Source organism: Microcoleus sp. AT3-A2 (genome assembly GCF_036705685.1).
In the GTDB taxonomy this organism is placed as follows: domain Bacteria; phylum Cyanobacteriota; class Cyanobacteriia; order Cyanobacteriales; family Microcoleaceae; genus Microcoleus.
In genome coordinates this window covers 1-23,927 of the sequence record NZ_JAUBVF010000082.1, presented here as the reverse complement: position 1 = coordinate 23,927, position 23,927 = coordinate 1, and the positions used below count along the sequence as shown (strand labels likewise).

General features: G+C 43.6%; 16 protein-coding genes. 6 read left to right on the top strand and 10 right to left on the bottom strand.

Annotated features, from left to right (window positions below):
- Positions 1–255: 255 nt before the first annotated feature.
- Positions 256–2,715 (top strand): hypothetical protein, encoded by a 2,460-nt coding sequence (locus tag QUB37_RS27065; protein ID WP_333168088.1) that lies wholly within the window; start codon positions 256–258, stop codon positions 2,713–2,715.
- Positions 2,716–2,901: 186 nt separating this feature from the next.
- Here QUB37_RS27065 and QUB37_RS27060 read toward each other — a convergent pair whose 3' ends face one another.
- The 3 genes from QUB37_RS27060 to QUB37_RS27050 form a co-directional block, all read right to left on the bottom strand.
- On the bottom strand, positions 2,902–4,695 hold the full coding sequence (locus tag QUB37_RS27060) for a bifunctional 3'-5' exonuclease/DNA polymerase (protein ID WP_333168086.1): 1,794 nt from the start codon (positions 4,693–4,695) through the stop codon (positions 2,902–2,904).
- Positions 4,696–4,890: 195 nt separating this feature from the next.
- Positions 4,891–5,475, bottom strand: coding sequence for a class I SAM-dependent methyltransferase (locus tag QUB37_RS27055; protein WP_333168082.1), 585 nt, complete (start codon positions 5,473–5,475; stop codon positions 4,891–4,893).
- A 55-nt stretch (positions 5,476–5,530) separates the two neighbouring features.
- Complete coding sequence (locus tag QUB37_RS27050; RefSeq protein WP_333168080.1) at positions 5,531–6,211, bottom strand: hypothetical protein; 681 nt, start codon at positions 6,209–6,211, stop codon at positions 5,531–5,533.
- Between the two features lie 365 nt (positions 6,212–6,576).
- Here QUB37_RS27050 and QUB37_RS27045 point away from each other — a divergent pair, with 365 nt between their 5' ends.
- From QUB37_RS27045 to QUB37_RS27030, 4 genes are all read left to right on the top strand, one after another.
- Complete coding sequence (locus tag QUB37_RS27045) at positions 6,577–6,915, top strand: hypothetical protein (protein ID WP_333168078.1); 339 nt, start codon at positions 6,577–6,579, stop codon at positions 6,913–6,915.
- 341 nt (positions 6,916–7,256) lie between these two features.
- A complete protein-coding gene (locus QUB37_RS27040; protein ID WP_333168076.1) occupies positions 7,257–9,566 on the top strand; it encodes a M23 family metallopeptidase in 2,310 nt (769 codons plus the stop codon).
- A 50-nt stretch (positions 9,567–9,616) separates the two neighbouring features.
- Positions 9,617–10,135, top strand: a complete 519-nt coding sequence (locus QUB37_RS27035) for a hypothetical protein (protein WP_333168075.1) — start codon at positions 9,617–9,619, stop codon at positions 10,133–10,135.
- A 183-nt stretch (positions 10,136–10,318) separates the two neighbouring features.
- On the top strand, positions 10,319–11,023 hold the full coding sequence (locus QUB37_RS27030; protein WP_333168074.1) for a hypothetical protein: 705 nt from the start codon (positions 10,319–10,321) through the stop codon (positions 11,021–11,023).
- 230 nt (positions 11,024–11,253) lie between these two features.
- Here QUB37_RS27030 and QUB37_RS27025 read toward each other — a convergent pair whose 3' ends face one another.
- The gene (locus QUB37_RS27025) at positions 11,254–12,276 is read right to left on the bottom strand and encodes a DUF5895 domain-containing protein (RefSeq protein WP_333168072.1); all 1,023 of its coding nucleotides are present in this window, start codon (positions 12,274–12,276) and stop codon (positions 11,254–11,256) included.
- Positions 12,277–12,535: 259 nt separating this feature from the next.
- The gene (locus tag QUB37_RS27020) at positions 12,536–13,309 is read right to left on the bottom strand and encodes a hypothetical protein (RefSeq protein ID WP_333168071.1); all 774 of its coding nucleotides are present in this window, start codon (positions 13,307–13,309) and stop codon (positions 12,536–12,538) included.
- Positions 13,310–13,555: 246 nt separating this feature from the next.
- Between QUB37_RS27020 and QUB37_RS27015 the strand changes: the two genes are divergently transcribed.
- A complete protein-coding gene (locus tag QUB37_RS27015) occupies positions 13,556–15,481 on the top strand; it encodes a type IV secretion system DNA-binding domain-containing protein (protein WP_333168070.1) in 1,926 nt (641 codons plus the stop codon).
- 173 nt (positions 15,482–15,654) lie between these two features.
- Here the strand turns inward: QUB37_RS27015 and QUB37_RS27010 are convergent, their stop codons facing one another.
- From QUB37_RS27010 to QUB37_RS26990, 5 genes are all read right to left on the bottom strand, one after another.
- The gene (locus QUB37_RS27010; RefSeq protein ID WP_333168069.1) at positions 15,655–16,281 is read right to left on the bottom strand and encodes a hypothetical protein; all 627 of its coding nucleotides are present in this window, start codon (positions 16,279–16,281) and stop codon (positions 15,655–15,657) included.
- 651 nt (positions 16,282–16,932) lie between these two features.
- On the bottom strand, positions 16,933–19,740 hold the full coding sequence (locus tag QUB37_RS27005) for a YbjN domain-containing protein (protein WP_333168068.1): 2,808 nt from the start codon (positions 19,738–19,740) through the stop codon (positions 16,933–16,935).
- 120 nt (positions 19,741–19,860) lie between these two features.
- Entirely contained in the window at positions 19,861–20,451 is a 591-nt protein-coding gene (locus QUB37_RS27000; RefSeq protein WP_333168067.1) for a hypothetical protein, read from the bottom strand.
- 363 nt (positions 20,452–20,814) lie between these two features.
- A complete protein-coding gene (locus QUB37_RS26995; protein ID WP_333168065.1) occupies positions 20,815–21,573 on the bottom strand; it encodes a hypothetical protein in 759 nt (252 codons plus the stop codon).
- Positions 21,574–21,594: 21 nt separating this feature from the next.
- Positions 21,595–23,927 (bottom strand): GH-E family nuclease (locus QUB37_RS26990; RefSeq protein WP_333168063.1); only part of this gene is annotated, 2,333 nt, incomplete at its 5' end.

The window sequence follows — 23,927 nt, the reverse complement described above, 5'->3', positions numbered from 1 at the left end:
TTATACTGATGATCCGTAAAAAAGTCATGCTGGAGTTGACGAGTATTTATACTCATCGCAAAAGTGACATGCTCCCACAGCCAGATAACTAGGCGTGTATTGGATTCTGTTGAGGATGAGAATACCAGAGAGTTGTTATACCGTCTCTGTTTGCACCTTGGTAGCTTTTCGCTGAATGAGGTGCAAGCTGTCGCATCTGTTAACCGAGTTTTGGAAAGACCTAGCGAACGCCTACATACTCTAGTTGGACTTTGGGTGCAACGCGATGTTGATGAAGGTTTGCTCATTTCTCCCCTGGTTAAGCAACTAGGGGAAAATAATTTGTTGGTTGAGACGAAAAAATCATGCCATTTAGCATTAGGAGACCTTATTGTATCTAGACACCAACTTTGGCCCCAAGATGTTATCAATGCAATTATTCACTTCCTGGGTGCAGAAGTTTTTGACCGAGCTGGCTTGATGCTAATTCCCGCTATTCAAGAACTAAATTCTATGGAGATTTTAGTGGATGACAGAGGATTGCTATCTTTATGGGGTAGTCTGCGACTTCCTGAGCAAATGGATCTGGGCATTCGTATCTTTCTGCGTGGCTTGCAAATTGCTGCGCGACATAAATATGGTAAATCTATATCTTATTTAGTTGAAGACTTAGATACACTCCTTGAGCAGGCAAGCGATAAAAATGCTATAGGTGTTCTTGCAGCCATGATGGCTACTAACTCCGTGTTTGGCAAAAATGACCCTATACGTGCCAATAGATATTTAAGAACTGCACTCCACTTTCTACCATATGCACAAATACCGGGTAGCAATGAGCCAGCATTTTCTGATGAAGGATTGCTTGGATTCATGATTTGGACAAATAGCCAAGGAATCACTTCTGCGGAGCATCTTCGCGATTGGATTAGCACCATAGAGCAGCTTACTCTTGAACAGAGGCAGTTTGCCTTTAATCATGAGGTAGCTGAACAAGGTTGCTTGGTGGTTTCAGAAAAGTTATGGCATAAAGAGGCTGAGAAGCTTCAAGAAGAACAGGATTGGTCTGCAATACTTGCTGCCTATGAAGACTTGGCAGAACGTGCTAACAAACTTGCTTTGGAACTGCTGTGGGCGTGGGCTGTACGTTCTAAAATTATTGTTTTAGGGGATTATTTGCGAGATGCAAATGCCGCAGTAGCTGTTGCACAAGCAGCAATTCAACAAGCATCTGACGATCCGCGAGTTCGGTTTTTGCTCCAAGAGATCGTAGGCCGAAAATATGTACTCATTAACCAAAATAATCAGGCTATTATCTGGCTTAGCAAAGCATTAGGTGAGGAAACCAATGCTTATCCCTATCTACGCCTAAAAGTTCTCATATATATGAGTATTGCAACTGGAAAGCAAGATGCTCAGTTAGCAATTGAATTTGCTAGACAGGCCGTGAGTTTAGCAGAAACTAATAGTCTTATTGATAAGAGCGAACTGGTAAAAGCACTTGGTGAACTTGCTATTGCCCAATGGCTAGGTAGCAATTTATTACCAGATGTGTTTGAATCTTTAGATCGGGCTGGTGAGCAGCTTTTGGCTTGTAGATCGGATGCAGAAGACTGGAAAAAGCTCTTTCTTGTGTATCGTCATATATCGGGTTATTTCTCTTATCTCGCCCGCACTGGTAGTCCTCCCAATGAAACACTGGGTGGCGAAGCTTACGCCGCACCGCAGCGAGGTATTCTTTTTTCTCAAAATTCAATATTAGTAGATGATTATGACAGAAATCGAGAAAGTATACTTTTGACAAATTTAGCATTTTTTGCAGCTTCCGTTGGCAATGATGAGCGAGCAGCAGTTTGGGCTTTGAAAGGAATGGATGATGCAAGAGCTACAAACCAGCGTGCTGTTTTCGCTAGTCTCAGTCTGGAAGCTTTTCCGTATCTACTTTTAGATGCCCGTTATGCTGAAGTCCTGGATTTTGCGATGGATGCAGGAGCTTTTTTTGCTGCCAGCACACAACTGCTTCAGATTGGTCAACTTCCGCAAGGATTCGAGCTTGATGTCGAAACCATTTTAGGTAACAAGCCTAGTGAACTATGGCGGAAGGCAGAACATAATGCAGCCTTAGTTGGACTACTCCCCGTTGTTTTCCGGATTGGTACAGTGGCTCTCCGCTCTGTTGAACTGGCGCGCTCACAGGCGACAGAAGTAGCAGCAATATGTCGCCAAATTAGTGCCACAGCAGTGGACGAGCAACTTTGGTTACAAGCAGCAGAGCTACTCGAACAAATTTACTTATTACCAGAAGTTTCATATAACGAAATATTAGATTTTAGTAACAGGTTCCATCCTCAAAACGAACAAGTGCTTCTAGTCATTGGCTACTTAGTTGCTACACTACAAAATGACACTCCGCTTGAAACAGATATTTTCCTGCATATGGCGATCGCACCTTTCATATACCAACATCGTGAACCCTTATCTGCGACATATCGCCGACTGATTTTACCTTTTTTTATAGATTATTGGAAGATTAAATTTGAAAGGGTGTCACTTCGGTTTCGTTCAACATCATTGGTTGGTCGAATTTTGAATACAGCAGAAAATTTCCCTGAAGCTGAAAGACTGCAATTTGTCTTAGTCACAATGGCATTTGCTCTTAATGTCAGGTTGCCACGGGATTTTGCCAATTTTACTAGGGCTTCTGCTCCTGAAGTTGTTAGTTTTTTATCTGCGTTGTAGAACTTCTATTTACTATGCTACTCCTGTTGGCGATCGCAGCAATGTACTATTTTTCATTGCTGCAATCTTGAATAATTGATAACTAGGCAAAGAGGCCAATACAGGAGGTGTCTGATAAATAATACTTCCTGTTAGAAAAATAGACAAATTAATCGGACTATTTATGGTTAAAATAGCGACTTTTTTTCAAGCCCAAGACGAAGTAATTCTTACTTCTAGTTCAACCGGAACTTTCTGTAGATATAGCTCTCCAGCTTCCACCATCACTTTTTTTAGAATGCGACTGGTTCTTTTTAAAGTAGTCTGCGGACACTCTAACAGAATCTCGTCATGTACCACACCGATTAATTTTGCTCCAGTCTTGGGTAGGAGTTTGAACAAACGAGCGATCGCCACTTTCAACATATCAGCCGAAGTTCCTTGAACCGGGTGATTAAGCAACTCAGAAAGCCGGGGTTTCTTTGCCCACCGTCTTCTACGTCCGCCAATTGTACGAATTTGCTTGATATCTTTGACGTACACCCTTCTCCTGATGCTGTCATGCCATCTTTTGATTCCAGCATAAGCTTGAAAGAATCGTCTTCTGAACTCTTTAGCTTCCTCCAAGGTTAAAAAAACATCGTACTTTTCTTCAGCATAAGCTTGGAGTTTGGCAGCACCCATGCCGTAAATTAATCCGAAATTAACTGATTTAGCTATCCGTCTATCCTCTGCCGTTACCTCCTCTAACGGCTTTCCCGTAATCAAAGAAGCCGTTAAAGTATGCAAATCTTCACCTTTAGCGTAGGCATTCAGCATTCGGCGATCGCCAGATATTTCAGCGACAATCCTTAGCTCGATTTGGCTGTAATCTGCTTTAATAATTTGATATCCGGGAGCGGCAATGAAGCACGCACGCATCCCCTTTGCCGTACAATTCCTGGGAACGTTTTGCAAGTTTGGCTTATTGCAACTAAAGCGTCCAGAACGCGCACCGCATTGCCGATAGCTGGGGTGAATTCTCCCCGTTATCGGGTGAATGTGTTTGGGCAATGCCTCAGCAAAATTTGAACACAAAGATGCTAATTTCCGATAATTAAGTAACAACTGGATAATCGGGTATTGACCAGCTAGAGGAATAAGTTCGCTCTTGGTTGTTGACTTGATTGGAATGTTGAGAACCTGAAGAGCACTTAAAACTTGTACAGACGAACGGGGGTTTATGGTTTCCACCATCTCTGGAAATAGCGAAAGTTGTGCGCTAGGGGCTGGTTTAAGACCGGCTTTCACTAATTCCAGCAGCGTAGTCTGTTTTTGAGCTTTCAGTTCCTCCCCCACCAAATGCCATTGTTCTGCATCCAGTAACATTCCATTTAGTTCCATTTGGGCTACAGCAGGCATCGCTTCAAATTCAATTTGGGCGGTTTCTAGTAACCCAGCACTCCGAAGTTTTGAGATGAGTCGCGCTCTAAGTTTCAGCAGGACAGCAGCATCTAAAGCGGCGTATTCTAACTGAGAAGCTGATAGCTTACCTCCGAAATTGCTCGACTGTAGGCTCTTGTCAAGTTTAATTCCTAAAAATTCAAGAGCGAGGGATTGTAGATCGTGGTTTTTCTTGAGTCCAGATCGCAACACCTGGCTCGCTAGCATGACATCAAAAAATGGGCCAGACGGTCTAAGCCCAGCTATTTCTAGTACCTGCCAGTCGAACTTACCATTTTGAAATATTTTGAGCGCACTGCTGTTTAGAAGTGCTTTTAAAGGCGATAATTCGCGATCGGCAAAAGCAGCTAGATCGACAATTATCACTGGGCGGTGGGGAACAGCTATTTGGATAAGTCGGATGCGTTCCGTAAGTGGATCTAGCCCGGTGGTTTCTGTGTCTATGGCTATAACACGAGCTTTTATTAAAGGCGAGAGAACATCATTTAGTCTGGAAAAGTTTGTAATAAGCTCGTATTCCACAATAGGATTTGGGGCGAAGTGTGGGGAATTATTCATGGGAGTAGAGGGGTTTTAAGGTAATAGTTTTAGTCGTAAAATTGATAGAACGAGCAGAGATATTGGGGCAGACATTCGGTATTGAAGTCTAAGTTACATTCTTAATATTTATTTTGAAAGATACTAATAGTAATTTGTTGAAAGGTAAGTTGTGCTGTCCCCACTAACCAAACGGTATAGTGGGGAAGCAATCATCTACCTTTTGTCTATTACGACTAGGTAGCTCTCAACAGTAACCGGGCGATCGCTCCCCCAAAATATTTCTAAGGGAAGTTCGATTAACTTGGCTGACGTGCGCTTAAGAAAGGCTCGAAATGCTTGCGCTCGCGGATCGCCTCGGACATTCATGGAATTGCTAACAACACTTACCAGGCGTCCAGAATTGGCTAAAAAAAGGTTATAGGCACGTTGTATGATATCCAAATCAACTCCTTTGATGTGGGGCGTAGAAAATGGGGGATTTGCCAAAATTCTGCTATATCGCCTCTGCGGTTCAGTTGTTAAAAAGTCACTTCCAACTAGATTGAACCCTTTTTGAAACAGAAGTTGTTGGAGCAGCGGGTTTATTTCAATTACATCAACGATTGCACCCGCTCTAACCATAGCCTGCGCCAATAAGCCGTCTCCTGCTGTTGGTTCTAAGGCGTAGATTCCTGAAACAAATTGAGCTTCTTCAATCATAAGCTCAATTAGCTCTGGAGGAGACGGAAACCAGGAATAAGGTGGAGCTTCTCGGATTCGCTCATATAGCATTTCTGCAAGCGATGAAGTATCTTTCATTTTAATTTTGCTGCTATTATGGCTATTCTTGGCGAAGATTGCCTTTTTTTCCATGTTAAAATAAAGTCAATTGCCCTTCAACTTTTGACTTATCTTTTGGTGACTTAGCTGTTACCATTTCTGTCGGTAAATCTGCATCAGCGCTTTTATCTTGGGACAATTTACGTTTGCCCCAGCCTTGGGATGCTGCATGGCGGACAACGCTTTTCCTAATTGCTCTAGCTAGATGGTGATAATCATTTTGGATACTGTCAAAGTTCACGACTGAAAATTCAGCTAATTCGGACAAGTTGTAACCATTTGGTAGCCGATTATGTCTTGTTAATGTGTCTTGTGCTGCCCACATATAGACGTTGTAATAACTGTGGTGCAGAGGAGCTTCAAATGTGGCTCCCATCATATAAGCCACGACTTCTGTGGAAGTGCAGTAATTCCCTACAATTCTGTTGCTGTACTCCTCTAGAATCAAATCGAGCCTATCGGATAAGCAAGCCGTTTTCAACCAGTCAGGTATGCTTTCTGACCACGGGGTTTTGTGTAAAACTAATGGGCCTGCATAGTAACGTAAAAGGGGAAGGGGAATTCCGGTCAATTCCAGTAGCACGGCTATTAAGTCGCGGTGCATACCCATCTGGGCTAATAGCTTCAGCTTTTCCAAAATGCCGGACTGAGGTTTTACAGGGTGAGTGGTAATTTCTTCAAGTAATTCGGGCGTTAACAGATTTAGCTGAGTCATATCTTTTTGAAGGATAATTGTGTGACGAATTAAGATCAGAAAAATCGCGTAGCGAATTCAGTTACAGGGATTTGCGCCGTCTGTTGGGCAAACAACTCGGCAGAGATACGCGCCTCTATATTTCTGAGTAATTTTTACCCACCTTGCTGGATGGAAGGCGGGCGAAATTAAAAGCAAGGCCAGCACTATATTTTGTTTCGTGCAATAGCAGTAGGTCTTGGTTGTTTGCAGATAGGCTACGTCGATCGCCGTAGTCTATCCGCCGATAGGCGGTAGTTTAATTACGACTATCGGATGAAACCCCCACTCGTTATCCCTAGCTACGCTGAATTGTTGATTCTTACTACTTTGTAGCTACAGGATTTATGAACGAGCCAAACAATATTTATGGCAATGAACCAGGTTACAGCGCTGATAGCTATGCTGTTAGCGGCTATGAAAGTAACCCGTGCGAATCCTCCCTTAACGGATATCGAAGCAACGGTTATAGCAGTCAGCAAACAGAGGGATACGGGGTTCCAGACTACTTTGCTGATGGCTATCGAGAAAATGTTTTTGAAGGCGATTTGAATTTAGCAGATACTCCGTGGACGGAGACGGCTGCTAACCCTAACCCTTATTTTAAGGGAGCTGTAAATGACGCTAATTCCTATCAAAATCAAACAGCTACTTCTCATTTCTACGGCGGTGACTTAGAGCTGTAGTGCTTCAGATGGCAGGCTACAAATCGCCTGTATGAAACTTCTCATTTCGGGGACGATGAGATGACTTAGAGCTGCAGTGCTTTACGCCGAGGCTGCTCTATGTAAAGCCTCGGTTGACTGCTTTATTTATTTTAAGAAGCGCAATTGCAGCCTCATCAAGTTCGGTGGGTTCCTTTTTCCCACTTAATTGCTTAACTTTTGTACAGTATCCTCAACCAATAACTAAAGTTTTTTGCACAAACATGAGAAGAATATTATCAACAAGATTCGGGCAATTATCAGTAGGGTTATTCTCTTTAGCCTTAATAGTTTCCATTTTGTTTGAGCAACCAATATTTGCTATGGCACGAATTCCTGCTGATACAACTGAAATGCCAACCAAAATTTTAGAAATACCAGGGATGGACAGGCAAGGAAATCCTACTTCAGTTAACGCCCTCTTGCCAGATTGGACACAAATTTCTTTTTCTCAAATGCCACCCATCAGTCAATCGGGAAGCCTTTCAGCGGGAGAGTACAAGCAGGCAGTTGGCTATGATTTGATCCGAAGTTGGACAGCAGGGCAAACTCCTGACCAGTACATCATGTTGGGCGATATCAGCCAAGCTTTGCAACCAGAATTGTTATCCTTTGGTTTTGTCACGCAGCAAGCTGGTCTGAATTTAGATAGCGTAGCTTTAAGCGCATTTACTTTAGTTGCCAAGCAGTCGTTAAATCAGTTAGTTCAGGCTATCCCTCTTCTCGGTCAATTTAAAGTCGCAGAGATTGCGCCGGTGGCGGGACTTCTAGCCACAAAAGCTGCTGGCATTGATGTAGCCGATCGCACTCTAGAGCTGGTTCTCAGTTCCAATCCACAATTAGGTCAGTTGAAACTGGGAGAAATTGACCTGTCTCAGTATTCAATATCTTCGATTCCGAACTTAAGCAGCGCTCAACTTGGCGCGTTTTCAGATTGGCAAACGACCTTAATTAAGGACGTACCCGGGCTGAATGCTTTACCTCTGTCTAGCTTTCCCAATCCAATAGCAGAATTTGGCAATTTAGTAATGAGAATTGATGCGATTTATGGCCCCGCCGAGCGGCGGCGAACTAAGACAATATCCGGCTCCGACATTCAGGGATTCTCGGTTAACTGCCAAGAAAATGATTGCGCTTACATCGAACTAGACGATCTGGAAAATTCGGGTCGGAACGCTCGCGGTTCCCTGGAAGGCAAGCAATGGATTAGCGGTAAGTACCAGGAAGTCGAGGGCGGATCGGGCTGTCTTAAAGGTGTCAACGGCGGCAAGGAACCGACGGGAAGATTGCCTTTTGGCAGTGCTTTTAAGGTAGTGGTCATGGAACCGGACGAGCAAACCGATACCGTTGATACGGCTCTATTTTTCCGATTTTGTTCGCCTTGCGGCTGCTCTCCTTATTTCATTGGCCCGGTACCCTTTTTCACCTATCGGGTTAATTCTCCCATTTTCGTTGGGGCGCTGGGATCGTCCTCTGGCGGCTCTTCCTCTGTACCAACTGCGGCAGTTCGCGACGGAGTATCTTCTCCTGTTACAAAAGGCGTAACTACAGCAGCTAATATTAATGTTCCTTGCCCTCCGGGTAGCACCGCACCAGCGCCCGTGTCAGTTGGCAATGTTCAAGGAGTCAATGTTCCCGCTTTGTCGGAAGCGATCGCCAGTATTGAAAGCAGCAGTTCTTACGAGAATGCCGGCGTTAATGCTTGCGTTGATGGCGGAAATAATTGCGGGGTTCCGTTGGGCAAGTACCAGTTTATAAACTACGACGAGTACGCTGCTAGTTCAATTTCATCTAAACCAGGGGGCACGCAATTTTTAACCAAACTGCGAGGCGGTTATCAACCCACTCAAGCAGAACTTTTTCAATTTTTTCCGCCTGCCGATCGAGAAGCTGTTTTTGCTCAAAGTCTCGCTTCTAAGCTGAATGCCACCTCTCTTGAAAAAGACCCTACTACTGGGAGTTTTTTTAGTGGCGATCGCCTGATTGAGCGAGTAGCTCAAAAGCATTTCGGGGGCGACTACTCCAAAGTTGACGGCTCTTCAACCGATACATTCGGTCGTTTAACTCTCTCACGTTACGGACAGGAGGTTTTAAGGCGCTATCGAGAGGGAGGTAGGGCGATCGCGGAGTCGAATGCTGCTGCTTGCGTTCCGACTTCCAGTGCGGCGCAATCCTCTAATTCTGCGAGTGCTGCCCCCGGCGGCGGTCAATCCACGAGTCACTATATCCAGCCTGCGAATGGGCCAGTAACCAGCCGCTTTGGGATGCGAACTCGTCCGGTTTCCGGGGTGCGGAAAATCTCTAACGGCATTGGAATTGCCGGCTCAATGGGAAGTCCGGTAAAAGCTGTTGGCGGCGGCGTTGTCAAGACAGCGGTGTCTAACTGCAAAGAAGGGGTACAAAACTGCGGCGGTGGCTACGGCAACTGGATCGAAATTGAGCACGGCAACGGTCGCACAACTCGGTATGCTCACCTGCGCGAGGGTTCAGTGAAACTCAAAGTGGGCGATCGGGTTTCTCAAGGTCAGGTCATAGGCGGACTAGGCAGCACTGGGACAACGGCAGACCCTAGCTTGCACTTTGAAATCCGCATTAATGGAACGGCTGTTAACCCATCTCAAGAAGGAATTTGAATTAAACGGAGATGTTCTGCACCATGATTTCCTTGAAAAAACGGACAATTATGTTGAAATTTACCTGGGGCTTGCTAACAGCTTTTTTGGTTTATTTGTCGAGCAGTTTATTCACCCATCCCCCAGCTTTTAGCCAGCCGACTCGGAACGCTGATTTCCCTTCAGCTTGCCTTCCAGTTGGTCTAGGGACTCTCAGGACAGAGTTTGTAACTGAAGTAACAGATGGCAGCACTCAATATCGCTTGTTCGATGCCTATTTGCAGGGAGATGCCGTGCCTTTTTCTGTATTGGTTTCTCTCCAAGAGACGCAGTGTAGCTTGCTTTATTCCAACCCGACGAACGATTTTTATCCTTACAGCCGCACTGTCAAGCTGCCGATAGCAAGGCAAATCGCTCTGGGGGAATTGCGTTACTCCATCAACAAGGCAGGGAGTATTGATAAGTTCCGCTCTACCTTGCAGCCGAATTTTGGAGAACCCACTTGGCGATTTTCGGAAGAAGAGCTTTGGGCATTTAAGCAGGTTGGCATTACTGTTCCTCCACTTAGTAAAACCAGCCCAAAGAACTGATACCGATACCAAATCAGATGAAGGTAAGAGTCCTACAAGCAACAATAAAACCTTTGCTCAAAGCAGATTAAGTAAATCTGCAAGGTGTCTGTCATAACCGGATTAAGTAAATCTGCAAGGTGTCTGTCATAACCGGATTAGGTATGACATCTACATAGAAAATAGTTCGCGGAGGTCAAATCAATGTTTAGCAAAAATCAACAACTAACTTCAGGTTCAGAACACATAGGGAAGCCATCAATCATAGCTGGAAATAAAAATTTATTACTGTTTTCTCAACCTTCTCAGAAGAAACTCCCAAACCCCGCTTCTAATTCCCTAAATAATTTTCAGTCCAGAGTATCATCGTTTTTATTTATTGGGCGGTGGTTCCGTTTTGGAGTGGTCTTGTTCTTGCTGTTATCGGTGTTGTTAGGAACTGCTGGTTGCACCGCGAGTGCTACAACCATTTCTTGGACACCTGCTACTAGACTCATCCCTGTTGAAACTGTTCAAGGCATAGTTGCCGAAAATTCTGAGCTTAACCCCCAAGATTCAGCATCAAATGTGTTGGCTTGGGCTGTAAACGGACAAGCAGGCAGGTTAGTTATTTTTAATTTTAACAGCCCTGGAGTTTGTGGAGCAGGAGGTTGCTTATATGCTGGGTATTTATTCAGAAAGAATGTTCCTCATCGTCCTGTATTTGCTAGTTATTTAAACGAAAACTTGCCACCTAATAAACCCCTACTTCAAGTAGTAAGTGACCCCTCAAAAACCTCTGATTTGCCTTGCTTGCAAGTACAGCAGCACTCACAAAATGGTATTCGGCAGTTGTTTTTTTGCTTCAACGGTCGCCAGTACCAGTTAGCTAACAGTTCCTTGATTGAGCTTCCCCATAAAATGCAATAGGCGAGTTTAAAGTATAGCAGTTCTCAATAAAGTGAGGTAGGCGGGAATGGAGGCAAGCCCGTCAGCCCGTCAGCCCGTCAGCCCTATCTGCGAGCGTACCTCATGTTACTGAGAAAAGTTATATTTGAGCTTGACTATCTGTTAGCGAGCTCCTGTTTTGCATAATAAAAAAATGCCTCGCTCCCTAACTGGATATGAGGCACTTCTTCAAAAGTAACTAACCGAGACTGTTAGTCATCTGCTTCCGCATCAAAATCATCGTCGAATTCCTCTTCTTCATCTAAATCGTCGAAATCATCCTCTTCTTCTATTACTTCAGCGGCAATTTTCCGAGGGTATTTATGATTGGCGGTCTGCTTTTTTCCATTTTCTCTTTTACGAGCAGCGGGTGGCAGCACTTGAATTTGCGGTTCGGCTGTACCTGGTAATGCAGGAGTTTCAGTAAATCCGGCAATGATATCGTGCAGCCCCCAAATCGCATTTTTATGCTGCGGGCGTCCCAGATATAGAAAGGGGAAATTATCAGCAGTTGGCTTGGTATAGCTGACAGTTTTGCAGCAGTAGCTCTTATTAGAGCCTTCACCTTCTTTAACTCCTTTGAACTCCACCTCTAGGATGCCGAGGCTCCGCCATTTATCGGTTTTCCCGCTGAAAGGAATTTGGAAATAGTCGGCGAATGCTTTTTCCAACAAACGGTAGAATTCGTCTCTGGCTGCTTTAAAGCTCCAAAGCGCAACATTCTTAAATCTGACGACAATAGGCGTGCTGTGTCTGGGACGATTGTTTTCATCCAGAAAGACAACGGCGTGTTCGCTGACAACATCCATTATCTTTTTATCAAGTTGAGCTTTATACTCTTCATACAGCCCGACCATTGCACCGCCTAAATTAGCAACGTCATTCTTGTAACGAATGTATTCAGGGACAAATCCCAGCACGCATAAGTGGCATTTAGAGAGTAGCAGACCTGTAACATCTTCTGTTAGTCCAATTGTAGTCATTTCCTCTTCAGTTGGCATAACGAACCAATTCGCTTTTTCTAGCTGATCCTCTGGAATTAATATTCCCGCCACTTGTTCATTGACGACAATGCCATAGGGCAGAATTGGTCGCCTTACTTGATTGTGACCGGGTTCTAGGAGTTCGGGGTCAATTTCAAAATCGAGGTCTTCTGACTGAAGTGGGATTGTGCTTTCAGTCATTCCTGCGTTATTTGAGCTTTTTGCTTTAGCTTTGCTATTGGTTTTAACCATTCTAAAAGTTTGTGACATTGCAGTTCTTGCAAGGCGGTAGCCTTACCTTTAAGAAGGGTAAGAAGTAGCACAGTTAAGCCTAGTAATTTTGTCAAATAAATTAAAGGGTCATAAAAAAAATAACTGGTAGTACAGAACTACCGAATCGTGAGGAAAACTAATTAAGTGTGCAAAAAAAAGAACGATTGTGAAAGCGCTCGCGCAGCTTCAGCAATTTCTGAAGTTGCGCTATTATCAGAATCAAGCACTCACAATGCTTTTAATTTCCTCGCTGCCAATATTGGGCGCGATCGACGCTCGGTAAAGCGTTTATTCCTATTGTCCGCAGTAGAGGTAGCCCTTCAACAAAGTTGATGGCTCCTTTCAAACCCGCGATCGCGTACAAAGAAGCTGCATCTGCTCGTTCAGATAGACTAGCATTGGCTTCTTCTAACAACTTTATTAGATATTCAGGAACCTGTACGAGAGCGCCATCAATACAAGCAAGGGGGACAAATTTAGTATCGGGAGCTAGGGCTTTTGGCTTCAAAAAAGGCAGTTCGCGCTGGAAAGTTTTTGGAGTGCGGCGACTGTTTGCTACAGGCGATCGTTCTAATTTTGGCTTATGCCACCGCTTGGCTCGGTAAAAACTCCCTTTCAATAATGGGGGCTGGCTTACCATCAATACAGCTTCGTGAAAGGGAAAATTCATCTGTTCTCCTTCCTGAATTTTCACCTCTTCTAATTTAGATTTTGTCAACCAGTCAGGCGCCAGCGGACAGTTAGGGTAAGACACGACTTTACAGCTGTAGGTTAAGTCGGAAAGCAATTTGCCCGTTCTGGATAGTCTGGCGTTAAGATAATGCCACTTTAATCCAGGTAAATAGGCTCCTGAATATTTTACTTCAACAGCTCCCATGTAGAGCCATTCTGTACGTTCTAAAGTTAGCGAGATGTCGCCTCTTCCTAGTTTGATGGTGCTGCGTTTTAAAAATTCATAGTCCGGGTGTCTCTTCAAAAGCTCTGACAGCCACTCTTTTTGTTTCTTGTTCACGGTAAGAATATTTTTTAATAATTTTGCTTCCTATCCTGTTGACTGCGCTAGCAGGGATAATATCAAGTGCTGGTTGCTTTATACCGAAAGTTAGAACTGTGGGCTGTAATTGCTCGTTCCCAAGACTGAACTAACACTGAGTAATTTTGATTTAAGCTTAGTTGTCTGGCAACAGTAAGTTGTAGCTACAAGTCAGGTCAGATTTAATTGCTCTTACGACCAACTTTTGCATTCAAATACATACTTATGAATTTTGAGATTAAATTTTTGATAGCACAGGCTAACTCTACTCCAGTTCTCGCTCAAACTCAAAGGAGAACACAGCAACCCTCACCTCTATCGTCAATCGACTTAGGCGGGCTTTTCCAACAATATAATAACCCGGATGGGTATCTAACAATAGGGGCGCTGATTTTCCTCCTCTTACTGTCTCGGTTTCTAGGGAACGGCAAGGGCAAAATTACCACTGGCAAAGTATGCGGAACTTCCGAAAAAATGGCAGCCACTCAGCTTGCCTTGAAACAAATTAAAGAACGAAAACATAATAAAGTCACGCTATGGTGTGGCAGTCCTCGCTATTGGTGGAAAGGAAAAAAACTTAGAGGTTTTGTTACCACTATTCAGACAGCTATGGGTTCTTCTCCCACTGTTTGGCTTCCTCATGCAGAACGGTCAACTTTAGTAATTGGAGCACCGGGATCTGGTAAAACTTTTTCGACAATTGATAGGGCGCTAGAAAGTGCAATGGTGCAAGGATTTCCGATTATTCTCTACGATAAAAAAGGCGATCAGCTTAAACTCCACGCACCGATGGCAGCGCGGTATGGCTACCAAGTGTCGGTATTTGCACCGGGAGAACCTTATTCAGGCATCATTAATCCCCTCGACTTTATGAAGTCCCCTCAAGATTCGGTCATGGCTGGGGAAATCGGTCAGGTTATTAATAGAAATGCGAGTGCAGGCAATGGAAAAAGTGATGAGTTTTTCTCTAAAGCTGGAGACTTATTGGCTAAAGCACTCCTTCAATTAGTCAAGGGTTCTAGGTATCCAGACATGGCAATGCTCTATGCAATTTTGAGGTTGCCAAATTTGGTAAAGCGGATTGACTATGCGGTTCAATCTCGTCAAATTGATGAGTGGGTTGCCACCAGCTTCAACCAATTTTTGAGTGCCAAAGAAGCAGAAAAAACTATTTCTGGAATTCTGACAACGGCGGCGGGAACCTTCAGTAGTTTTATCCAAGCTGACCTGTTGCGAGCATTTTTGGGAAAGTCGGACATCCCAACGAAAATAGAAGGCCGACAGATGATTGTTTTCAAATTAGATGACGAGCGGCGCTCCGTCGTGGGGCCTCTGCTAGCAGCCGCGATTCACCTCCTCGTTGTGTCCAACTTAAGTCGCCCTCGGAAAGACCCACTGGTTATTTCACTCGATGAATTTCCCTCCATTCGATTGGATCGGATGCCGCAGTGGATTAACGAATATCGCTCGAACGGAGCTTGTTTCATTCTAGGAATTCAGAGTTTGGAGCAACTGTACGAAGGGTACGGAGAGAAAATGGGGGCGGCGATCGCCTCTGCTTGCAGCACTCATATTTTATTCAATCCGGGTAACACTGATACTGCAAAAAAATACTCCGAACGCTACGGAGAAAAAGAAGTTTTGCTGAAAAGCAAGTCCACCAGCCGTTCAATGGGCGGCCAATCTCAAAGCAATCAATCTATTAGTTGGAACGAGTCGCTTCAAAAAATGCCGCTGTTTTCGGTGGACGAAATTTTGCGGTTTCCCCAGGGACGATGTGTAATTACGAACCCCGGCTACAGTTCCGGCGGCGAGGGGTCAATTCCTTACGCGCTGACCATACCCATTCCCAAAGCCGATTTGCAGCGCCAAAGCGAGAGCGAGGCTCTCTGGGATGCAGAGGTCAGGTTGCGGCTGGAGAGTCGGGTGCAACTTGCCAGTCTTGACCAGCTTACAGCCGCTTTGTACGATCGCATTGAGGAAGCAGAACGGATGCTGCCTCTGCCAGACGCCGGAGGTAACGTTCCATCCCAATCGCCGACGCCGCCAGCTTCAGGCAAGAAATTTGGCTCTGACCCGCTAGACTCAGTTGTCAGTAAAACTGGGCGTTCCAGGCGGGTTTTTGCCACTGGCAGTATTGGCAAGCGTTAGCGGGACCGTGGGAGCCAATGGAAAATTTTCCATTGGCTTTGACCTGGAAGTTGGGCTCGATTCGGATTCTTCAGCCGCGATGGAAAATTTTCCATTGGCTTTGACCTGGAAGTTGGGCTCGATGCGGATAGCAACAGTCGCGATCGCATTCTGAGCGGCTGCGACAATAGTTTCTAAATCTCTACCTCTGGAATTCCCTCAATGTCGAAATTAGTGAGGGGCGCGATCGCAGGCAGTGATGTTCTTCGAGCCGCAACAGGCGATCTCGCCTTTCCTGCCAGCGCGGACGCAAGCCAATCTCTTGTCTGTGCGTGTTGCCGGCTGTCCCAACTGAGGGAGCGCCTCGTCCCCGGATGGGCTGGGTGCAGTGCTAACACGGTCAGCTTGATATTTTCTGGTGGCAGCGAGAGAGATTCGGCTGCTGTCCACAATTTTACTCGATCGCACCAATTTAATGCAGGATGGCGGATTGCCCATTCAATTAAATGGACGGATTGACGTTCCAAAAAACCTGCATTGGTGTTGATTTGCACGAATACATCTTTATTAAGCCTAGCGCTAAACTGAGTATCGACTAAGAATTTAGGAGGTTCCCATTCAAATACCTCTGGAAATAGCAAGCTGACTTCGATAATCCACTTATCCACTTTGGGATTCGCAAGTAGCAGGGGTTCAGTGGGGAGTTTCAAGAAAGTTTGTTTCATTATTAGTTGAAATTCCTCTTCTTCTAACTTAATGGGAACTGTTAGTTGTGTCGGATTGGCTAGAAAACTTAAATCGGTGAGGGTGATTAATTGCATAGGTGGGTAAGGCAGTTACAGCTTACCTAGAGGGCGCGACGCTAGTCGCCCGCACGCTGTTGATTAATAATTAACATTTGGGTTATAAAATATTTATAAATAACAGGATTGTTGGGAGAAAGCGTTACTAAATTATCCTGAGTCGCCGATGGCGCAACATCATTTGTAGAAACAATCCGCCTTTCCTCAAGAAGCGATCGTGGCTAGGCCGTTCGGGAGAATTTTTTCCTAAAATATAAGCTGCCTTCCGGTAAATTGGTGAAAAATTATTTGATTCTAAAATGCGTGCAAGTGTACCAACAGCAACAGTATTACCGGCTCGATTTTCCCCAAATTCTTAGCAATGGATAATCGTAAATTTTCACGCTACAGTTTTTTCCAGGAATTCTGTTAAAGCAGCGATCGCAGCGGGATTTCTTGGATCGCGATCGTCTTACCAATTGTCCGGAGTCGTGTCGCAGGTTTGCTTTTAATGCCGCAATCTACTCTTAAGGATTAGCGGGAAAACGAAATAGTATTGGTTGCGAACCTCAATCTTGCAAGGGATGGAAAAGGTTGCCCTGATGAAGCCATGCCCGAAAAGCCGGATCTCGCCGCTTGCTCCATTCAAGAAAGGAAGTGCTGTCAAGGGAAGCAGCACTTTCAACAGCTTCAGCCCTCACTCCCAATCGTTTTGCGATCGGTCGCAGCTTGAGCGGGGTCGCAAAGAAACTCCATGTTGAGAATACGCTTAGTTTTAGCCAACAGCTCTTGCAGCTCGCCAACTTCGATTAAAATATCTACTTCTAACTGAGATTCTAACTTTTCTGCCACCAGTTGGAGGAGTCTTGTTTGAATGCAAGCCGGGAGTCTTTCTGACGATCGCAAAGAGTCTCTTGTTGTCTGTGACGATCGTTTTAATCGATCGGTGCTGATATTTTTTATGTGTTCTAGAAGCGGTTTAAGTTGAGAAGAAATGTCCCAATAACGGTAAATCTGCTTGAGCGTTCCGAAATAGGGTTTAAGTTCTTTTGCAACAGTTTTAGCACCCACTTGAGCGTAAATTTGACTCACCAGTCCGTCTGCTGAAAATTCGTAGTCGATTTTGATGCTATTGCATTCAAGTTTGGGATTGATGAGTACGGGAATTATGTTTTGTACGTTCGGCGGCAGAATTTTGTCGTATCCATTTAATTGGTTGATGCTTGCTGGGGGAAGGTTTGTCACTAGAAATAGGTTGTTAGCTGTATAGAAAATTTGTTCTCCTTCTTCTCCCAATTCGTCCGTCATGTTGTTTTTAATTGCGGCTAAAATTGTCTTACCTGCGTTGAGTTTACCTGTTTTTATTAATTGTATTGCTGACTCAAAGCTGGCTGTTTCTTCTTCTGTTAAGTCCGATAATATGTCGGGATTTAAAGAAAAATTTTCTGGTGGTTGTGTTGGGTCTACTTGTTCTGTTAAGGTGGTGGTAAGAGAATTGTCTTGAAGAGGTTGAGAGGGCTTGCGGGCGACTTCATATAGTTCTGAAATTGAGAATAAATGACTATTTTTTTGCTCTATTTTAGAAGGTGTTAGAATATCCTGAAACTGTAGGTTTTCATCTTGGAAATTTTCAGTATTCGGGCTGTATTCCACATCGGACGATCGCTCTAAAGGTGAAGGTTGCAAACTATTTTCTCGCTCGGTTCCAGAGAAAGTAGGAGCGTCCTGTAATTGTTGGTTTTGAGCTTGGTAATTTTCTTCGGATAGTTGGCTGTCTTCCACATCGGACGATCGCTCTAAAGGTGAAGATGGTAAACTATTTTCTTGTTCGGGTTGAGAAAGTGTTTGAGTATCCTGTAACTGTTCATCTATATTTGGGTAATTCTCTACAGTTTGCTCGCCTTCAATATCTTCTGAGTTTTCGACATCCAAAGATAGAGAAGTAGTTTCTATATCTGGTTGAGGGAGCGATCGAGAAACATCTAACTGTTGGTCTTTCTCTTTAATTGTTTCTGCTCGATCGCTATCTTGAACATCTTCCAATTCTTCAGAAGGCAAAGGAGGAGTAGTTTCTGCTCGATCGCTATCTTGAACGTCTTCTGATTCTTTTGAAGGTAAAGGAAGAATAGTTTTTGCTCGATCGCTATCTTGAACATCTTCCGATTCTTCAGAATGCAAAGGAAGAATAGTTTCTGCTCGATCACTATCTTGAACATCTTCCGATTCTTCGGAAAATAAAGGAGAAGTAGTTTCTCTATCGAAATCTAATTGTTGTATGTTATCTTGGATAGCAGCTATTTTTTTGCTGTCCTTTATATGAGCAGTTTTCTCGATCGAATAGGAGGTAGGAAGAGGGTCGGGAAAAGGAATTGAATCTAAGGGTGGCGAGGAGTTGTTAATAATGGACAAAATCTCTAGTAAGTGTGTGTCCATCATCGTTATATTGGTATAAACTAAATTGTTGATTTGAAGTAAGGTGAGAGTAGAGCCTTCAACATCAATGCTTGTTTTGTAGCGGATCTCTCCGTCTTCCATGTCTAGCTCAAAATTGCCGATTATTTGGCCGTAATTAATCCCGGTCAAAAACTCGGCTAGAGCTTGTCGCTTGGAAGCAGGTGTGTTGATTGGGCAAATCGAGTAAAAAACCATCTGTTGTTGTTCTTCATTGGCTGCGGCATAGCATTCCCATTTGCCATTCACACCCTCTATAGGTATAAGGACTGAAGTATCTTCAAATTTTACAAAATACCAATTTTTTTCGGTGAAAAATTCGAGCATGGTAGAGAAAATAGAGGAGCTAGCAGTGCTTTCTTGCGAGTTTTTTTGGGATGGTTCAATATATAATTCTGAGAATAAGTTGGAAAGCACTTCGACGGTTTGAGCGCTAAACTCTTCAGCAATGGTATCTAGATTTCTGCCGATCGCGTCTTGAAAAAAGTTGGCGATGCCTCGGGCAATTTCTTCGCTGTTTTGACTTGTTCCAAATAAAGCTGTGGGATTAATGTAAAACCAGAGGGTATGGTAGCCTGTAGTTTTGGATGCCTGTATTTGTCGGACGGACAAGGCTAACCAATTCTCCGTAACTAGGAGTGGGTGAATGGGTGAGGAGGGGGTTTCTGTTTTTGTTTGAGCGATCGATGCTAAGGGTACGGGAACTTGTTGCTGGCTGGTGTTAGTAAGGTTTTCGGCAGGGATTTTTTCTAGTAGCAGCGGCAGTAAATCTGGCTTGAGACTGGCAGAGATTTGAATGTCGAAGTTTGGTTGGAAGTCGCCGTCAGTGAGGAAAGTTCGTACATCTGGCTTGAGGTTGAATAAAGCTTGTGCATCGATACTTTGGTAAAGTTCTAGTTCAACAGAAAAGGTAAGGCGGGCTTCGACAAACTGTGATTCCTGTTTGGTTAAAATTAAGTCTGCCTCCCGCACGACTAGGGGCGAGTTTGAGGAGTCGTAGAGAGTTAGTTGGCTGTGGGGTTGAGAGTTTTTGTTGTTTGTTGTCACGATCGGGAGATTATTAAGGTTGGTGGGCTGGTTATTTCTAGTTTAAGGGTAATAAGGGCGATCTACCTTCAATTCTAGATTTTCTAGCTTTTCATAAGTTGGTTAAAAAAATAATTACTTTTATAGATCGCCCCATTCATTTACGCGATCGTAAAAATCTGTTATCCCTCCTTGATCGCGACAGAGAGTTTCTACCGCTACCGCATAGGCAGCGCCATTCTCAAAAAATGCTTGAGGAAATTGACCTAAAGAAATTTGTAACTGGAAAAATTTTTTGCCTATATTAACGTCGTAAAATTCAGGTTGAGGAGCCAAATTTTCCATTGCTAGCCGCTGTAACTGAATAGAGCGGCTAATAGCACGTTTTGTATTTTCTATAGCTTTTTTTGTTTGAAAGTCAGCAATAATCATACAGCATATCGTTGTTTTTTCGTCAGTATTGTGTCGTTCGGGTGCGGTAGAGAAAGCATAAGATTCGATAAATTCATCTTGCCAAACAGGTGGTTTTAAAATTGGTTCAGCTAATTTTATGGTGATTCGCCAGTTTTTTTTCCAAGAATCTTCCCAGGAACTAGGCTTATATTTTATACCTAGATAGTTGGAACGGTATGGGAGTACCTCCCAGGTGTCTGCCTTGGAACTAATATTTATTTCTTTCAAAAATTGCGTAAAAAATTTCTTAGGTCCTCTAGGCATTTTATTCGTTGCCATTGGAGTTACGTTGAAGGTGACTGTACTAGAGTCATCAGTATTGTGTATCAAGGCTGGATGCCACAAAATGTAAGTTATTAGTTTCACTCCGGTATTTTTATTTAAGCTAACCATCTTTGTCCATCTACCGATTTTTACGGGAAATTAGTGAAAGTTTTTAATCGATTTTTCAACAATGAAACCTCTTCATCTATTTCATATACGCCTCAATCGAGGTCATCCCTATAGCGATCGATAATTGGATTCCAAAGCTTGAACGTCAGTCTCATACACAAAACTTCTGTGGTAAGGCTTATCGCCCGTAATTGATTCCAATACTTGCAAGATGATTGCTTCGCAGGCAAGCTTGATTCAGGAATTTCCTTAAGAGCGATCGATTCTTTCATTCCAAGTAGTTGTGCCACCTAAATAATGAACTAAATCAGAAATCTGGCAAGCCAGCTTAGCATCATCTTCAAAGAATTCTTCGGTAAATGTTCCCACTGTCACAATTAGTTGTAAGGGTAGCTCAGCTCTCTGACGAATTGACAATTTTTCTGGAATTTTTTCATAAAGGGTTTGTTGTTCTAAATATTCTTGGCGTAGCATTACCAAAAGATATTCGCGAACCTCGGGAGCTTGCAATTGCATAATTTCTATATAAGCTTCGTTGTCTCTTAAAAGATTCACCATTGGCAAGATTTTTTGGGCTGTTGCTAAGGATTCTGAATCGTAAAAATCAGCTACGATCGCGCATTTGCTAGGGAAGTGCGCCGAGAGATTATCAAATAGACCCTCAATATCAATAAAAGAAGTATTATCTCCTGCCGAGGTACGAACTAGATCGGTTACTTCTAGATCGAGTACAATTGATTCTGTAAAATAAACCTTAATTTCCCACGTATGAGCCCAGATTTCTCTCCAATTATCGCTGAGCGGTTCGTCTAACAAATAGTCCGTTAAAAAATGGTCTACAGTCCATCGATCGAAACTATACTGCCCGACTCCCAAATCTTCCAGCATCTTTGCGATCATTTCTCTCGTTCCCTTATTGATATACAATAATTGAATTGCTGTTGAAAAAAACGATAGCTCTTTTGTTTTGGGTTCAAATAAAGCATTCCATAAGATAAACGCAGGCATATTTAATCTCCAATTGAATAATTATTTTTCATTAGGACCACGAAAATCACGACCTACTTTAAAGGTAAATATTCCTTTGGGTTTAGCCCTATTACAGGATGCACAAAGGAATTGTAAATTGTCAGAATTATCGTACCATTCACCTCTTTGAGCTTGCGTCATATTTTTGCCGCCATGTAACTCCCAATGCTGCGTAACATCTGTTATGTGGTCTATCTCTCCTCCTGTTACCCCTGGTACTTGATATACGGACAAATCTTTATGCTTAGGTCCTTGAAGTTGTGGCGAGTTTGTATAAGAACAACGGTATAGTTCATTTCCTTGAGGATCTTTTCCGGCATAAGCTCGTTTGAGTACTTCTGCTAACCGATCCTGACGGTAGTTTTTCTTATAGAATCTATCACGTATCTTGTCTCTGTATTGCAGTAGTATTTCCCATGTCTGTGGATCGACATATGTAGATTGGTGTCCTCCTTGCTGCTGAGTTTGAGAGGGTGCCAGTTTTGGATCAAAAGCATACTTATCTTTTGTCGCTGGAACACGATAAAGACCAGTATTTTCTTGTCGATCCAACCACTCTTTTACACTTCTTTGAGCAGTACGTATTTCCAGCCTCAAGGCTTCTGCTAGCTGCGCCGTAGTAAACTGATTTTGTTGAAAACGCTCTTTAGCCCGTTCTAACGAAGTTCCTATTGCAGCAAATGTATACAGATTGTTACTCACTTGAAAAATTCTGTCATTTTCTCTCCATATCTTGATTCTTCTGACAGCAGTACGAGGATTTTCTCTTATGACTGTTGCCAATTCTTCAGCGGTAAATTCCCGATCTTGAAAATGCTGCTTTGCTGTCCTTAGATTTTGCTCAGCTATTGGTTCAGCTTTTTCTGGTCCTTCGTCAATCCCTTCACTGGCAACCCATTTGTAGTTCCAACTTTTACCTCCATCAATGACAGTAATTGCTTTGAAAATAGGGTGAGCTTGCTTGACTTTTGCTGCTATTTTACGAGCATCTTCTCTATAGATTTTTCCGTTATCAAGATATTTTTTTTCTTCCTGGTTAATTTGATTAAGTCCAACTCTGACCTTGCGATCGTGGTCAAGCTTAGTCTGTTGTTGCTGTTGATTTTGGCGATTATTTGTTGCAGGTCTTTGATTATTTTGCCCCGCAGGATTGGGCATTTTTTGCTGTGGATTTTGGCGATTATTCGGCGCAGATATTTGATTGTTTCGCAGTACAGAATTAGGTTTATTTTGCTGTGAATTCTGCCGATTAGTCGGCGGCGATTGCCCAGTGGTTCGAGACGAAGTTTGCCCTCCATTCCCGCGAACTTGACCATTACCCTGTCGCAACAACAACCCTTTCGCCCGCTCCAACAAACCATCAATTACCGCATCAATTTTCGCCTTAACCTTAGCCAACAAACTTCTAATCTTAGGAGCCAGATTGCCCCCTACTCCCGCCAAAGTCGCCATAAACCCCATTAACACCGGAATCGCCCTAGCTAAAGCTTCCTCAACAGCCTTAGCTGCAACACCAGTTTTACCAGATGCCACCGTTTGAACTGCTGTGGTAACAGCCTGCACTAATGCAGCCACCCTAGCAGCTTGATTGATGAAAAAGTCGAGAACTTGGTAGACGGTTTGGGCAGCTTTAACTACCCCCGATATCGGCAACACCAACAAGCCTAATATCCACTTCACCCCAGCTTGAATGACTCGCTCAATCAAGAACTTTCTAATTCCTTCGACTACTGTGGTTTGTAAATTGCCCAGTTGTTGTTGAATTTGCGAAAACATTCCCAACAGTCCGTTATTTTTCAACTGCTGGAATAGCGACACGCTCTTTTCCAGGCGGCTGACGAAAGTTGCACCGAACTTATTGACTGCCCTGCTGCGAATATAATTACCACCTACTCCCAGGATTTGCAGCGTTAGATTGAAGATACCTTGGGGGTTGGATAAACTAATCGGTTGTCTGATTGAACCCAAACTCCCACCTGTGAGCCAATTTACCAGTCCGTTTTGCAGGTGGGTGCGGATATTGGTAACAAATTGCCCAAAGCCTTGTCGCAATGCACTAACCAGGTTGGTGGCAAAACCAACTGGGTTTTTGATGATGGAACCAATTACTCCTGAAGCATTGCCTAAAACTCGCGTGAGAATGTCTTTAAGTTGGCCCAGGCTTTCTAATTGGGCAATGGGATTTCTTTGAATTTGAGGAGAGCTTTGGGAAGGGGTACTCAGTTGGGGTTGGAGTTTTTTCGCCCCAATCTGTTTTTCTGAGATTTCCGGTGAGAATTTGTTAAAGTTGGCAGCCAAACTATCAGGAGTAAATTGTTTGGGAGTTAAGTCGG

What these genes read in the sequence shown, in the direction of transcription:
- QUB37_RS27060 (WP_333168086.1), bottom strand. Translation starts at nt 4,695, where the DNA reads ATGAATAATTCCCCACACTTCGCCCCAAATCCTATTGTGGAATACGAG.
- QUB37_RS27055 (WP_333168082.1), bottom strand. Translation starts at nt 5,475, where the DNA reads ATGAAAGATACTTCATCGCTTGCAGAAATGCTATATGAGCGAATCCGA.
- QUB37_RS27050 (WP_333168080.1), bottom strand. Translation starts at nt 6,211, where the DNA reads ATGACTCAGCTAAATCTGTTAACGCCCGAATTACTTGAAGAAATTACC.
- QUB37_RS27045 (WP_333168078.1), top strand. Translation starts at nt 6,577, where the DNA reads ATGAACGAGCCAAACAATATTTATGGCAATGAACCAGGTTACAGCGCT.
- QUB37_RS27040 (WP_333168076.1), top strand. Translation starts at nt 7,257, where the DNA reads ATGGCACGAATTCCTGCTGATACAACTGAAATGCCAACCAAAATTTTA.
- QUB37_RS27035 (WP_333168075.1), top strand. Translation starts at nt 9,617, where the DNA reads ATGTTGAAATTTACCTGGGGCTTGCTAACAGCTTTTTTGGTTTATTTG.
- QUB37_RS27030 (WP_333168074.1), top strand. Translation starts at nt 10,319, where the DNA reads ATGTTTAGCAAAAATCAACAACTAACTTCAGGTTCAGAACACATAGGG.
- QUB37_RS27025 (WP_333168072.1), bottom strand. Translation starts at nt 12,276, where the DNA reads ATGGTTAAAACCAATAGCAAAGCTAAAGCAAAAAGCTCAAATAACGCA.
- QUB37_RS27015 (WP_333168070.1), top strand. Translation starts at nt 13,556, where the DNA reads ATGAATTTTGAGATTAAATTTTTGATAGCACAGGCTAACTCTACTCCA.
- QUB37_RS27010 (WP_333168069.1), bottom strand. Translation starts at nt 16,281, where the DNA reads ATGCAATTAATCACCCTCACCGATTTAAGTTTTCTAGCCAATCCGACA.
- QUB37_RS27000 (WP_333168067.1), bottom strand. Translation starts at nt 20,451, where the DNA reads ATGGCAACGAATAAAATGCCTAGAGGACCTAAGAAATTTTTTACGCAA.
- QUB37_RS26995 (WP_333168065.1), bottom strand. Translation starts at nt 21,573, where the DNA reads ATGCCTGCGTTTATCTTATGGAATGCTTTATTTGAACCCAAAACAAAA.